The organism is Thalassotalea sp. G2M2-11 (genome assembly GCF_017168195.1).
Lineage (GTDB): Bacteria > Pseudomonadota > Gammaproteobacteria > Enterobacterales > Alteromonadaceae > Thalassotalea_E.
This window is the reverse complement of record NZ_JADNYL010000001.1, coordinates 852,092-866,062: the sequence shown is the minus strand read 5'-3', so window position 1 is coordinate 866,062 and position 13,971 is coordinate 852,092. Positions and strand designations below refer to the sequence as shown.

The window sequence follows — 13,971 nt, the reverse complement described above, 5'->3', positions numbered from 1 at the left end:
CTGTCATTTTTACTCAGTAGCATAGCTGCAACTTGTCAATATTTAATAAATATAACTCTTTGGAGCAACAAAAATGCAAATAAAATCACTATTTAAAGTAAGCGCTATTGCTTGTGCTTTAACATTAGTTGGTTGTGGTGGCGACATTAAAATTACCCCTACTGTAAATGACAATAGTACAAACACTGACAACAGTGTTAATAATTCAAATAATACAACAAACCCAGGTACAACAGATCCCGTAGAATGTGCGAGTTACCAAACTGACGCTGGCACTGTAGAGGGCATCTATGACGGTTTAGACTGTTTATACAATGATTCATTTGCCAGTAAAAACATTCAAATCACGGCTAATTTAACCTTTGATGAATTACCCGATGGTGGAATTCACGTATTTGAAGACGCATTATTGATTGGTGAAGACGGCCGTACTGATGATGGTTTTGAAGTACCAACTAATGGTCCAACCATGACAGTAAAACCAGGCGCAACATTAGCATTTACCTCAGGTGAAGCAATTGTGCGTATCGCCCGTGGTGCAAAAATTCAAGCCGTAGGCACAGCTGAAAAACCAATCACTTTTACTTCTGCATTTGCGTTTGATCGTCATGATTTAGAAGGTAAAGGCGCACAATACGCAGATTGGGGTGGCATAATCATCAATGGTAATGGTTTAACAAACCAATGTACTAATGCACAGCGTGCTGGCGGTACCTGTAATGTCGCATCAGAAGGGATCACCAGTTACTTTGGCGGTAATGATAACCAAGACAGCAGTGGAAAAATCAAATGGGCTAAAATCTGGTATGCAGGCTCAGGTCCACGTGTTGGCGGTGAAGGTGATGACCTAAACTCATTGACTTTAAATGCGGTAGGCTCAGGCTCGCTGTTCGATTATATTCACATTCACCAAGGCTTTGACGATGGTATCGAATTCTTTGGTGGTGCTGCCAATATTAAACATATTGTCGTTACTGATACCCAAGATGACGCTATTGATATTGACGCAGGTTGGCAAGGGAACGCGCAGTTTTTATATATTCAACACGGCACAGTGACAACTCGTGATGGCGCAACCGCGTATATGGGTAACAATGGTTTTGAAACAGACGGTGAAAAAAATAGTGGCCCTGACTACAGCGATGTGCCAGCGTCTTTCCCAACAATCGCCAATGTTACAGTGATCACCACAGATGGTGCATCCGTTCGTGATGAAGATCCATCACAAGCACACAAATTCGACGATGCCATTAAAACCAATTATTACAATGCATTAGCCATTAAAGCTGATGCTACTAATGGCACTGAGTGTATCGAGTTTAAATCAGACGGTTTGGAAAATGCAGCAGAAATTACCTTTAACAACTCAGTATTAGCGTGTGCGGCTGAATTTAAAGACCCAACGCAAATGCCAGCGGGTATGTCCGTTGAGCAATGGTACGAAAATGGTGGCGTGAACATTCGCGTAGGCGGCGATGCTGACGTACTGTCAACTGATGGTTTCTCAACCAACTCTAGCTCAACAGCCATCACTATCTCTGCAAATAATTTATCTGACTTAGATAATAGCTTCTTTGATTCTGTAGATTTCATTGGTGCGGTATCAGATAAAGATTCTAGTTCAGCTTGGTATCAGTGGGTAGAAGCGGCGGTCGCTGCAGCAAACAACGACTAACCACTTATCACGAGTAATAAGACGCTCAAATTCCCTTTGATGCGTCTTTTTATTAAAGACTGAATTAGGAATTTAAAATGACCAATCAACACAAACTCCAAAGGCTAGCAGTTGCTGTGGGGCTAGGTTTGTTCAGTTATACAAACGTTACTGCTGCCCAAGCTGAAGAACAGCAAGTAATGGAAGAAGTTGTTGCAAAAGCGACTCGTTTACAAGGTAGTGCGGCAGCCGTAATTGAAGAACGTAAAAACCAAGCCTTTGTTGCTGATATCCTAGGTGCAGAGCAAATGTCTAGAACAGGTGACAGCGACGCTGCTTCAGCTTTAAAGCGAGTAACAGGTTTAACGCTTGTTGATGACAAGTTTATTTATGTTCGCGGGCTTGGTGAGCGATATTCAAGCGCACGATTAAATGGCGCTAATATTCCCAGCCCCGACTTAACACGCAATGTTGTGCCCCTTGATATTATTCCGTCAAGCATTATTGAAAGTATGGCGGTGCAAAAAGCATTTTCAGCGAATATGCCAGCGGCATTTGGTGGTGGTGCGATTGATATTCGTACAAAATCAGTTCCTAGTGACTTTACTGCAGGTGTTGAAATTGGCGGTGCATATGACTCTAGCGCGGATAGTGGCTTAACCTATCACCGTCCCAGTGGTGGCATCTCTGAAGAGCTTAAAAATGCTATTGTAGATTATCGTGGTAGATTTACCATCGACAATATTATTCGTCGCTCAAACCTAAGCGCAACAGAAACACAAACGGTTTCAGAACAAGCCATAGCGATCAATCATGGTTTATTAAAATCGTTACCGCGTAATTTAGCTATTTCAGAGACATCGCTTGACCCTGCGTATAATATTAAAGCACATATAGGTAATAGCATTGATGAACAATTGTTTGGTGGACGAATTGGCTTTTTAGCGTCATTAGCGTATGACAACAAATCGGATTCAGCAGAAAAAACAACCTCAGTAATTTCACAAAATCTTAAAGATGACTGCTCCACCTCATTAGCGTCGGCAGAAGATGTTGCTACTTCATGTTTTAATACCGTTAAAAACTCAACGGTGACCACGGAAAACGAGCGATACAATGGCGTTTTCAATCTTGGTTATAAGCTTAATAATCATTCGTTAGCCTGGAACAACTTATATTTAGCCGACAACGAAGATGAAGTTGAAGTATCGCAAGTTGAAAGCCCAGCCGGAAGTACCGTCTATACCATTGCCACGGATGATAGAGCAAACCGTGTACACGAGTTTGATTATCAAGAGCGCACCTTACAAGTGTCTCAATTACTGGGTCAACATACCTTTGTTGATTACTGGGGGCTAGGCATTGACTGGCAATACACGCGTTCAAAAGCTAAAACAGAAATCCCTTTTAGCGCCAAGTTCAATTTCCGTGATAACTTTAATAACGGTGTTTACGCTAACTCCAACATCACAGGTGATGACAACCGAGCAACCTACGCATATACCGATATGGAAGACAGAGTTAATTCCTACGGCGCAAATCTTACCTTACCTGTGTATGGTGATGGCTATGAATTAGAATTTAAAGCCGGTTATGATTTTTCAGATCGTGGGCGTATTTATTCAACCTCTAGCTTTGCTGTTCATAACAAGTCTGGTTCAGGAGTTGTCATCAACGACGGTTCACAATCACCTTTATCAAACAGTAATTACCTCAGTGATGACTTTATTGATGGTCAACGTATATTGGTTGATTTTAATGAACCAACAGCACCGGATGCTGATGATTACATTGCTGCACAAAAGATAGATGCTGCTTATGGTGCATTTGATATGATCCTTGATAACTCATACCGCATCAGTGGTGGTATACGTTATGAAGCATTCAAACAATCTTCTATTGGTACTTCCAGTCTAATATTTGGTCAAGAAGAATTAGACATTTTCTGGTCACCAGAGAAAATTGCCGCAGGCAGTATTGAATCGGATGATTTATATCCCTCATTGGCTTTTACTTATTTAGCCAATGAGCAATATCAAGTGCGCGCCAGCTATGGAGAAACGGTGGTTCGACCTGATTTACGTGAAGTGGTTCCCGTTGCTTATTATGATCCACTGACTGATATTCGTACCTTTGGTCGTGTCGGACTACAAAGTAGCCCGATTAAAAACTATGACTTACGTTATGAGTATTACGCCGATAACGGCGACAGTTACACCATTGCGGCCTTTTATAAAGACATTCAATCCCCAATTGAAACGGTATTACAAATTGGTGACGAAGATTATTCAGCCACCTTTATTAATGGTGAAACCGGCGAAGTTCAAGGGGTTGAACTGGAATGGATGCTAGATTTAACCAAAGTAGCTGAAGGTTTTTTCACCTCAGGTAATATTACCTTAAGTGATTCACAAGTCAGTATTGATCCGAGTTTGGCGGGTAATTTAACCAATCCAACCAAACGGATGAGTGGACATTCAGAGTACGTGGTTAACTTACAGTTAAATTACGACTCAGCAAATGGCAATCACTCGGGTTCATTAGTTTATAACGTCTTTGGTGAACGTATTATTGCTTCTGGTGTTGGTGGCAGAGAAGATGCTATGGAACAACCGTTTCATGCAGTCGATTTGGTCTACACTTACTACCCTAACTTTAACTCTCAAATAAAGGTAAAAGTTAAAAACTTACTCGATGAAGCTCAACAAGTAACACAATCAGGTATTACCGTACGAGAAAAGTCAGTAGGTACTGGTGTAAGCATCAGCTTCAAATACGATTTTTAAACCCTCTGTTTGAATCACGTTAAATGCAATAAAGCCCATCGAACACATGGGCTTTATCATTTTCAAAGAGCTTGTACTGAAAGCGAATTTCACAAAGCAGATAAACGATTCACACCTACCCCCTTTCGCGTTGATAAGATCAATTTTTCAGCAAGAGATCCCCACGCAACCCCATGCATTGCTTTCACTGGCAAATAAACTCGTAAGTGTAAGAAATATGAAACCTTTTTGTCATTTAATAAAGTTGCAATATTGCTGAAACTTAAGTGTCACAATCGATGGATAAAATAGCCTGAAAATTTTGATGATTCATGTTGCTATCTATTGATCCAACAAGTCATTCGTTTTAATCGTAACAGGGTTTATTTATGAAATTGTCCCAAATGACAAAAATTCACTTAATAGCGAGTATGGTTGCTTTAAACTGTATCTCGGTTTTTACCACCCAAGCGGCTCAAGAGAAAGTGCTCGACAAAGTCGTTGACGCAGGTAAAAAAATTAATCAATCAGCCAATCAATCCCAACAAAAAATTGATCAAATCAACGAGCAAATTCAAAGCAAATTGCAAGCATTTAAAACGGTTAATAAAGAAATCGATGGGTTAAATGTTTATAACCAGCAGATGCAAAATCAAATTGCCAATCAAACAAAAGAACTAAAACAATTAGCAACTTCAATGGAACAAGTGAGCGTGATTGAACGTCAAGTTGCGCCACTAATGGCTAGAATGATTGATACTCTTGCGGCTTTTGTTGAATTAGATGTGCCGTTTTTACCACAGGAGCGCAGTCAACGTATTGCTAGTTTAAAAGAGATGTTAAATCGCGCGGATGTGGCTGTGTCTGAAAAGTTCCGCCGAGTATTAGAAGCATACCAAGTAGAAGTTGAATATGGGCGAACCATTGAGGCTTACTCTGGTTTACACACCGTAAATGGTGCAGAAAAAGACGTTGATTTCTTACGTATTGGTCGAGTGAGCTTCGTCTATCAAACACGCGATGGCAGTGAGATGGGCTCCTGGGATCAAGCATCAAAATCCTGGCAAGCCTTACCAGCCGCTTATCGCAGTGACATTAAAAAAGCCCTGCGTATAGCTCGCAAACAATTAGCACCCGACTTAATTATGGTGCCTATCGTACAACACTCAGCAGAATAATTGGCAAACAAGCTAACTAAAGGTTTTACAATGAAAAAATTATTGAAAAATGTATCACTACTGTGCGTGTTGCCATTCGCATTCAACGCAAGTGCACAGCAAGCAAAAAGCTTAGATGAATTACTGACCCAACTGGAGCAAGGTCAAATAGCGCAAAGTGAACAAAATCGTCAACGCGAAGCGGTCTTTTTAGCGAAACAAGATCAACAAGAACGTTTACTAGCCCAAGCAAAAAACTTGCGCGATCAAGCGGTAGAGTTATCTAACGATTTAGAAGAAACATTCCAATTCAATGAGATCAATATCGCCAACAAAGCCGATGCATTAAATCAACGAATGGGCGAGTTAAAGGAACTCTTTGGTGTGTTACAGCAAGTTGCGGGCGACACACAAAGCAAATTTCAAACCTCGGTTATCTCAGCTCAGCTCCCAAATCGTGGCCAATTTTTAAATGAATTTGCCCAAAGCATGGCATCAACATCAAAGTTAGCATCAATTGAAGAAATCGAGCGCCTTTGGTTTGAATTACAACGCGAAATGACACAAAGTGGCAAAGTACATAAGTTCACCCGGGAGGTAGTGGCGGCTGATGGCAGTAAAGCAGATCAGGAAGTCATTCGCATCGGTGGATTTAATTTAGTTTCACAGGGTAAATATCTTGAGTATGTTGATGAAACAGGCTCAGTGGCTGAACTTATCCGCCAACCTGCTAGTCGTTATCTGGCAAGTGCGCAGCAATTAACAACGGCGACAAATGAAGCGGTTCAATTTGCCTTAGATCCAACCGGTGGTTCCATTTTAGGTTTACTGGTTCAAGCGCCTAATACCGAAGAACGGATTGATCAAGGAGGTCCTGTCGGTTATGTCATCTTAGCACTGGGCGCAATTGGCTTATTGATTGCTATAGAGCGCTTTATCACGCTGTTTTTAATCGGTAGTAAAGTCAACAGACAATTAAAAAGTGATACCGCCGCTCAAGATAACCCCTTAGGTCGAGTCATGCAGGTCAAAGATGAAAACGCCAGTGCAGATACTGAAACACTGGAGCTAAAACTTTCAGAGCGTATTCTTGCAGAAGTCCCTCGGTTAACCAGCCGCTTAACCATTATCAAAATCATCTCGGTAGTTGCACCACTGATTGGTCTATTAGGTACAGTTGTTGGCATGATCAACACCTTCCAGGCAATCACCTTATTTGGCACTGGCGATCCAAAGTTAATGGCCGGTGGTATTTCGCAAGCATTAGTGACAACAGTCCTTGGCTTAGTGGTCGCCATTCCAATGGTATTTTTATCAACCATGTTAAATACACGCAGTCGCGGCATTATTAATATTTTGCAGCAGCAAAGTGCCGGCATTATTGCTGAAAGGGCCGAGCGCGCGGAGAAAGGAGCATAACTCATGGTTGTCTTCATCGAAATGATGAACAGCATTCGTGAATTTCTTGACACTGGCGGTCAGGTTTTGACCGTCATTGCCGTTGTCATTGCAATCATGTGGCTGTTTATCTTTGAACGTTTGTTCTTCTTTCTCAGCAGCTATTACCAAGTTAGAAACACCATGATCAATCGTTGGCAACAAAGAAGTGATAGAAGCTCATGGAATGCTGAGCAAGTGAAGTCAGCCTACGTTGCAAGAATCACTGAAATGCTTAATAAAAATGTGGCAATTATTCAAACCTTGGTGGTGTTATGTCCGCTCTTAGGTTTACTCGGCACAGTCACCGGCATGATTGAAGTGTTCGATGTTATGGCAATTTCAGGTAGCGGCAATGCCCGTTCTATGGCATCGGGTGTCTCCAAAGCCACTATCCCCACCATGGCTGGCATGGTCGGCTCATTATCAGGGGTATTTGTCGTCACTTGGTTACAGCGTAAAACTAAACGCCGCACTGAGCAAATGGAAGACAGCTTATTAATGGCTCACTAAGGTAAAAGATCAAAGGTATAAAAAGATGCGTTCACAACTTACAAAAATTTTACAAGAGCAGGAAGAACAAGAAGAAATTAATATGACGCCAATGCTGGATGTAGTATTTATCTTATTGATTTTCTTTATTGTTACTGCCTCATTCGTCAAAGAAGCAGGCATTGAAGTTAACCGGCCAGAAGCCGCAACCGCGGTTAAGAAAGAGCGAGCCAATATTTTAGTGGCAATTAGTGATAAAGGTGAAATTTGGATCAACAAACGCCGTATTGATGTACGGGCAGTACAAGCGAATATTGAGCGTTTAAAGGCTGAAAATCCACAAGGTACAGTGGTGATTCAAGCGGATCAAAAAGCGACCACTGATGTGTTAATCAAAGTCATGGACTCAGCAAGAGCTGCAGGTGTTTTTGATGTTTCCATTGCAGCGCAAGAGGCGTGATCCTGATGCTAGGTAATATTAAACGTTACTCAGCAGGTTTTATCTTAGCGATAGTTGTCACATTTTTACTGCTGTGGAGCATGCAAACCTTGATCACAGGGGGAAATAACGCACTAAGTGATCCCCCAAGAGGTAATGTGCTTGACTTTATTCGACTGAAAAAAGATGAACAAGTGGTGAAAAAGGAGCGCAAACCGCAAAAGCCGCAAAAGCCAAAAGAGCCACCGCCCCAGATGCTACAGCCGCAAATGCAACAGAGCAATCCAGACATTCAATCGGTGTCGACTCACTTTAGTGCCGATGTACAAACGGATGCACAACTGTCATCCGGTTTAAGTTTAGACAGTAGTGATGGTGATTATCTCCCTATTGTAAAAGTAGCGCCGATTTACCCAAGACGCGCACAATCACGCGGCATTGAAGGTTATGTGATTGTTGAGTTTACCGTGACCAGCAATGGCTCAGTACGCGATCCAATAGTGATCGAAGCGAATCCCGAAGGGATATTTGATCGTGCCGCCTTAGATGCAGCACTTAAATTTAAATATAAACCTCGCGTCGTTGACGGCAATGCAACTGAAGTTGCAGGTGTTCAAAATAAAATATCGTTTGAAATAGATGGCTAGAAAGGTGATTTCAATGAAAAAACTTATGATAACAACATTGGTTGTAGTGCTTGGATATGTTACCCCAACATCAGTGATCAATCATGCTTTAGCACAAGTACAAGAACAAACGCAATCCGTACGCGTTCCCGCGATGCGTAACAGAGTGTATACCCAATTTGCTCGCGCCCAGAAAATTGCCGATGAAGGCAACAAAGCTGAAGGTTTAGCGGTATTAGATAGTGTCAAAGCACGTATCAGCAGCTTAAACGAGTATGAACGAGCCATGTTATGGAATTTTTATGGTTTTATGCATTATGCTAATGATGATTTAGCCAATGCTATAGCAAATTTTAACAAGGTAGTTGCTGAACAAGCGATCCCTCAATCACTGAGATTATCGACGCTATATTCGCTCGCTCAATTATCAATGCAGCAAGAGCAGTATCAGCAAACGATCGAATATTTAACCAGATGGCAAGCTATTAACACTGAGCCATTAACAGCGAATCAACATGTGCTATTCGCTCAGGTTTACTATCAAAATAAACAATATCAACAGTCACTTACCTCTATTGAACGAGCTATAGAAATAGCCGAGGAAAACAGTGAACTAGCGAAGGAAAACTGGTTGATTTTACAACGTGCCAATTACTATGAACTAGGTCAACCTAAACAAGTAACTAAAGTAATGGAAGCATTAGTACATCACTATTCTAAACCGGAATACTGGCTGCAACTATCAGGCATGTATGGCGAAATTGGCGAACAAGAAAAGCAACTTTCCGTCATGGAAACCGCTTATCAAAATGGCTTTATTTCTAAACCGCAAGATATTATCTCACTTGCCCAGCTCTACCGCCTTCATCACGTTCCCATTAAAGCTGCGATGCTGTTATCAGAAGCCATCGATACAGGCGCCATCATAGCTAACGAAAAGCACCTAGCAATGCAGGCACAAGCTTTTATTGCCGCAAAAGAAAGCACTAAATCGATACCTGTACTCAAAAAAGCAGCAGAAATTGCAGAAAATGGCGAATTTGATGCACAACTCGCACAGGTTTACTTAAATTTAGCACATTGGCAACTAGCAATTGACGCTGCTGATACCGCATTAAAACGCGGTGGTGTCGAACGTACAGGCAACTTGCACCTCATTATTGGGATGGCCTATTTCAACTTAGCAAAATTCAATGAATCATTACTGGCTTTTAAAGAAGCTGAAAATATCACATCTTCCGCAAAAATGGCCAAGCAATGGACAAAGTATGTCGAACGAGAACAAGGTCAACAATTAGCAATGTTAGCTAGAGAATAGAATATTTAGCTAGTTATCGCACAAAAAATGGGGCATTAATGTGTGCCCCTTTCGACTGGCAATTGAGACAAAATACACCTGAAATAAAAACAGTCGAGCAGCCGCTTAGCACATCTCATCAACCCTACAACACACATCATAGTGTGCGTTCAGTATTTTTATCTTCCTGTTTCTGATAATACATTTAGACACATTTTGTACGTATACTTCACCAACAAGTTCAAGTTTATTAAAGAAAAGACTTTAAACGTTCAATAAAATAGCTAAAATCAAATTAGGTTGTAAATAAAATAAGAAAGAGTACATGAAAGTAACCAGCATCTCTCGTAAGCTACTAACGCGCGTATTATCGTTTTATTTCGTGCTTACTTTTCTGGTCACTTGTGTGCAAATTGCTGCCGAATATAGCAACACTAAAAACCTTATCAAAAGTGACCTACTCACCCTTGAAAAAACCTTTAGCAGTAGTTTAACTCGAGCTGTATGGGAGTTAAATACTCAACAAGCGATTGATATTGCTGAAGGGTTGGTAGCTATCCCGATGATCAAAGGTATTAAGGTGACAGATGAAACCAACCAAGTGATCACCCAGTTAGGTGAAGATCGCGATATTGATGATTTGCATTCTAATGAAATAAAGCAGCAAAGTTACTTCAATTTTAATTCTGAAACTGAAGGATTATTTGGCTATAACTTCCCTCTCATTTTTGAATTTTCTGGCCGCACCACCAAAGTAGGCACAGTCACGCTGTTATCCAGTAACAAAGTTATTTTTGATCGTATTGAAGTGGGCATTTATTTTCTGATCGGTAATGCCATGGTCAAAACAGCCGCATTAGTGTTTTTATTCTCTATCGCTTTTTCTAAGTTACTCACCAATCCGTTAAATGAATTAACGGAGCAAATTAACCAGTTTGACATGGATGATCCCGAAGCGTCTAAAATTGATGTCATTATCCCCGAGCACAATGAACTGAGTATTTTACAAAATGCCCATAATAATTTGTTAACCGAGCTGGCATACAACAAAGAAAAACTTGCCAAAGCGCAAGAAGAAATCATTGCTACTAACAATAAACTCGATGAACATAACTTAATGCTTGAGCAAGAAGTGGCGAAGAAAACCTCATCATTGAGCACCACTATGTTGAAGATGGAACGCCAGCAACGTGAATTACTAGTACAACAAGAACAATTAAAAGCGGAGAACCTCAGACGAAGCCAGACTGAAACAACCTTAGTCAATACCAATCAAGAACTGAAAAACTCAATCGAAGAATTAAACCGAGCCCAAGTTCGTTTACTTGATGCAGAAAAAATGGCCATTTTAGGGACTCTTTCTGCCGAAGTAACGCATGAAATTAACACTCCAATTGGCATAGCGATCACATCAACCACTTATTTATCTGACTTAATCACAAAATTAAATGAAGAAGTCGATAATAATAAGCTCTCTAAACGTTCACTAGAAGAGTTTCGAGATAACGCTAAACAAAGTATCCACTTGCTGGTAAATAATTTAAATCGGGCGTCTGAATTGATCTCAAGCTATAAGCAGGTTGCTGTTGACCAAACCAGTGATAAAATCAGGCAGATTAATTTAGCTAAATATACCAATGAAGTCATTCAGTCATTACAACCTAAACTTAAAAAGACTCAACACATTATTAATGTTGATTGTCCCGAGACTATCGAAGTGTATTGTCATGCAGGTGCTATTTCTCAAATTCTCACGAACTTGATCATCAATTCACTGCTCCATGGTTTCGCTGATATCGAGCAAGGCACCATAGATATTAAAATCTCAATCTTAGGCTCAGAGGTAACGCTGGACTTTCGAGATAATGGTGTTGGTATGTCAGAAGATAATTTAACAAAATTATTTGACCCGTTTTTCACAACCAAAGCAGGCAAAGGTGGTACTGGTTTAGGTACCCATATTATTCATAACTTAGTTACCGATACCCTAAATGGTCAAATCACAGCAAGCTCTCCTGATCATAAAGGCTTACGTTATCTGATCACATTTAATGACATGCGATAAAAATTTAATTAAGATAACTGCCCTTTTTGAGCATAGGCCGTAAGTTATGGCCAAAGGATAACTAAATGTGGTTTAAAAACCTTTACTTTTTTGCCTTTACACGTCCATTTGAATGGTCCGAACAAGATTTAGAAAAACACCTGAGCGAGCATCTTTTTACGCCTTGTGGATCCACTGAGATATCCCATTTTGGTTGGGTAAATGCGTTAGGTAAACACGGGCAAACCATAGTACATTCGGTCAACGGTAATCACCTGTTATGTGCTCGTAAAGAAGAAAAAATTCTACCCGCTCCCGTGATCAAAGACATGATTGAAGAAAAAGTCGCACAACTTGAAGCGGAGCAATCACGAAGCGCCACCAAAAAAGAAAAAGAGCAGTTTAAAGAAGATATTATTTTTGAATTATTGCCCAGAGCCTTTTCTCGGGTCACTGACACTCACGCCTACATCAATGCGAAAGAGAACCTGATTGTCATCAACACCAGTAGCCGAAGTAAAGCCGAAGATTTTCTCGCCCTACTACGTAAAGTACTTGGCACATTACCTGTGACTAGCGTTTCACCAGAAAAAGCACCTGATGAAATCATGACAGATTGGTTAACAGAAACGACTCTAGGAGAGAGTTTTCAATTAGGTATGGAAGCGGAGTTTCATGCGTTAGGTGATGATGGCGCTGTTGTTCGAGTAAAAAATCAAGAACTTGATAGTGATGAAATAAAAGCGCATTTAGATGCCGACAAGTTCGTTGTCAAATTAGGCCTCGAATGGGATGATGCACTGTCATGTATTCTATGTGACGATCTTGCCATTAAACGCTTGAAGTTTTTTGATGTGATCCATGAACAAAATGAAGACATAGATAAGGACGATGTTGTTGCTAGACTCGATGCTGATTTTGCTTTGATGGCTGGTGAAATAAACCGTTTTATCAATGACTTATTAGCTGAGTTTTCTGTCAAAGCCAGTGATTACTTGGAAGAGTAACCATCTTGTAATTACAGAAATACTAACATCAATAAGCGTTATTAGCTTAGCTAATAGCGCTTATAATCTTTGATCAGCTAACCAAACATCTGTTTGATATCAGCAGCGACTTCCTTGAATTCCCCTGAAGACATAAAATCAATTGCTGGTAAAATACCTTTCTCCACATAGCTTTTTAACAGCACTTGTTGCGTACTCTCATTTTTAAAAACACCATGGTAAACAGCACCCGCTCGAATAAAGTCGATATAATGAGGTTCTTTAGGTAAAAAGGTTAAATCGCTCCAGTAGCCTATCAGATCATTAAACTCTTCTGATAAGCCCCATGCCTTACTGACCTCGATACCAACTTTTCCGGAAAGCTTGATAATAGCTTGTTGTAAAAAAGTTGGATTGGCAAACACATCTGGATGTTTTTCAGCTTCCGTTAATATGGGTAACACCCCGATATTATGAATTAATGCCGCCAAAGTCAGCGTATCTAACATCAAGGGAGAATGTTTCTTCTCCTTTAAATAAAAAGTCATTAAGGCAATAGCCACCGATGAAACGTCCACGGTTTTTGCCCACGATTTTTTCAGATACAAAGCAACAATATCATTTTCAGAAATAAAAACTTGCTCTAATGCCATCGCTGTAGCAATACTCTTAATTTGCCGCAAACCAATACGAGTCACTGCCTGATTAACAGTTTCTACCTTAACGCTGCGTCCTAACATTGCACTATTAGCAACTCTTAAAACTCCCATAGATAATGCGGGATCATGAGCAATGATATCACTCATATGAGCAAGATTGACTTCAGGGTCATCGGCAGCTTCACGCACTTTTAGCGCAACTTCAGGTAACGTTGGTAAAATAAGCGCTTCTTGTTTTATTTTTTCAACCAAAATGGAATATAGCGCATTTTCTGTTCCCATACGGTGTCTCTTTATCATTGTATTTATATTGTTAAAAGTAGCACATATTTCCTAGCAAAGAATATTCTATTTAAAGAAAACATCAATATTGTCATCTTTATTTCAAGCAAGCTTGTTATCAATCAATTTTGTT

At 40.3% G+C, this 13,971-nt stretch carries 11 protein-coding genes; 10 read left to right on the top strand and 1 reads right to left on the bottom strand.

Annotated features, from left to right (window positions below):
- Positions 1-73: 73 nt before the first annotated feature.
- The 10 genes from IV514_RS03700 (at position 74) to rdgC (ending at position 12,918) form a co-directional block, all read left to right on the top strand.
- Entirely contained in the window at positions 74-1,675 is a 1,602-nt protein-coding gene (locus tag IV514_RS03700) for a hypothetical protein (protein ID WP_206483542.1), read from the top strand.
- A 77-nt stretch (positions 1,676-1,752) separates the two neighbouring features.
- Positions 1,753-4,440 carry a TonB-dependent receptor gene (locus tag IV514_RS03695; protein WP_206483541.1) on the top strand — a complete coding sequence of 896 codons (2,688 nt, stop codon included), beginning with the start codon at positions 1,753-1,755 and terminating at the stop codon, positions 4,438-4,440.
- Positions 4,441-4,808: 368 nt separating this feature from the next.
- Positions 4,809-5,597, top strand: a complete 789-nt coding sequence (locus IV514_RS03690; RefSeq protein WP_206483540.1) for a DUF3450 domain-containing protein — start codon at positions 4,809-4,811, stop codon at positions 5,595-5,597.
- A gap of 30 nt (positions 5,598-5,627) precedes the next feature.
- Positions 5,628-6,995, top strand: coding sequence for a MotA/TolQ/ExbB proton channel family protein (locus tag IV514_RS03685; protein ID WP_206483539.1), 1,368 nt, complete (start codon positions 5,628-5,630; stop codon positions 6,993-6,995).
- A gap of 3 nt (positions 6,996-6,998) precedes the next feature.
- Positions 6,999-7,526, top strand: a complete 528-nt coding sequence (locus IV514_RS03680; protein WP_206483538.1) for a MotA/TolQ/ExbB proton channel family protein — start codon at positions 6,999-7,001, stop codon at positions 7,524-7,526.
- Positions 7,527-7,551: 25 nt separating this feature from the next.
- Complete coding sequence (locus IV514_RS03675) at positions 7,552-7,965, top strand: biopolymer transporter ExbD (protein WP_206483537.1); 414 nt, start codon at positions 7,552-7,554, stop codon at positions 7,963-7,965.
- 5 nt (positions 7,966-7,970) lie between these two features.
- Entirely contained in the window at positions 7,971-8,591 is a 621-nt protein-coding gene (locus IV514_RS03670; protein ID WP_206483536.1) for an energy transducer TonB, read from the top strand.
- Positions 8,592-8,604: 13 nt separating this feature from the next.
- Positions 8,605-9,888, top strand: coding sequence for a CDC27 family protein (locus IV514_RS03665; protein ID WP_206483535.1), 1,284 nt, complete (start codon positions 8,605-8,607; stop codon positions 9,886-9,888).
- Between the two features lie 304 nt (positions 9,889-10,192).
- Positions 10,193-11,932 carry an ATP-binding protein gene (locus tag IV514_RS03660; RefSeq protein WP_206483534.1) on the top strand — a complete coding sequence of 580 codons (1,740 nt, stop codon included), beginning with the start codon at positions 10,193-10,195 and terminating at the stop codon, positions 11,930-11,932.
- Between the two features lie 65 nt (positions 11,933-11,997).
- Complete coding sequence (gene rdgC, locus IV514_RS03655; RefSeq protein WP_206483533.1) at positions 11,998-12,918, top strand: recombination-associated protein RdgC; 921 nt, start codon at positions 11,998-12,000, stop codon at positions 12,916-12,918.
- A gap of 77 nt (positions 12,919-12,995) precedes the next feature.
- On the opposite strand, the gene IV514_RS03650 is transcribed toward rdgC, so the two are convergent.
- Entirely contained in the window at positions 12,996-13,838 is an 843-nt protein-coding gene (locus IV514_RS03650; protein WP_206483532.1) for an HDOD domain-containing protein, read from the bottom strand.
- Between the last annotated feature and the right edge of the window lie 133 nt (positions 13,839-13,971).

What these genes read in the sequence shown, in the direction of transcription:
- IV514_RS03700 (WP_206483542.1), top strand. Translation starts at nt 74, where the DNA reads ATGCAAATAAAATCACTATTTAAAGTAAGCGCTATTGCTTGTGCTTTA.
- IV514_RS03695 (WP_206483541.1), top strand. Translation starts at nt 1,753, where the DNA reads ATGACCAATCAACACAAACTCCAAAGGCTAGCAGTTGCTGTGGGGCTA.
- IV514_RS03690 (WP_206483540.1), top strand. Translation starts at nt 4,809, where the DNA reads ATGAAATTGTCCCAAATGACAAAAATTCACTTAATAGCGAGTATGGTT.
- IV514_RS03685 (WP_206483539.1), top strand. Translation starts at nt 5,628, where the DNA reads ATGAAAAAATTATTGAAAAATGTATCACTACTGTGCGTGTTGCCATTC.
- IV514_RS03680 (WP_206483538.1), top strand. Translation starts at nt 6,999, where the DNA reads ATGGTTGTCTTCATCGAAATGATGAACAGCATTCGTGAATTTCTTGAC.
- IV514_RS03675 (WP_206483537.1), top strand. Translation starts at nt 7,552, where the DNA reads ATGCGTTCACAACTTACAAAAATTTTACAAGAGCAGGAAGAACAAGAA.
- IV514_RS03670 (WP_206483536.1), top strand. Translation starts at nt 7,971, where the DNA reads ATGCTAGGTAATATTAAACGTTACTCAGCAGGTTTTATCTTAGCGATA.
- IV514_RS03665 (WP_206483535.1), top strand. Translation starts at nt 8,605, where the DNA reads ATGAAAAAACTTATGATAACAACATTGGTTGTAGTGCTTGGATATGTT.
- IV514_RS03660 (WP_206483534.1), top strand. Translation starts at nt 10,193, where the DNA reads ATGAAAGTAACCAGCATCTCTCGTAAGCTACTAACGCGCGTATTATCG.
- rdgC (WP_206483533.1), top strand. Translation starts at nt 11,998, where the DNA reads ATGTGGTTTAAAAACCTTTACTTTTTTGCCTTTACACGTCCATTTGAA.
- IV514_RS03650 (WP_206483532.1), bottom strand. Translation starts at nt 13,838, where the DNA reads ATGGGAACAGAAAATGCGCTATATTCCATTTTGGTTGAAAAAATAAAA.